This is a genomic window from Sporosarcina sp. 6E9 (assembly GCF_017921835.1).
Lineage (GTDB): Bacteria > Bacillota > Bacilli > Bacillales_A > Planococcaceae > Sporosarcina.
Map to the genome: position 1 here is coordinate 1 of NZ_JAGEMN010000049.1, position 229 is coordinate 229.

1 rRNA gene is annotated in these 229 nt (G+C 57.6%); it reads left to right on the forward strand.

Annotated elements, in window-relative coordinates:
• Positions 1 to 229: ribosomal RNA gene (locus tag J4G36_RS18385) — 16S ribosomal RNA — on the forward strand; the annotation flags it as partial.

Genomic DNA, 229 nt, shown 5'->3' on the forward strand with positions numbered 1-229 from the left:
TTAGCGGCGGATGGGTGAGTAACACGTGGGCAACCTGCCCTGCAGATGGGGATAACTCCGGGAAACCGGGGCTAATACCGAATAATCAGTTTGTCCGCATGGACAAACTCTGAAAGACGGCTTACGCTGTCACTGCAGGATGGGCCCGCGGCGCATTAGCTAGTTGGTGGGATAACGGCCTACCAAGGCGACGATGCGTAGCCGACCTGAGAGGGTGATCGGCCACACT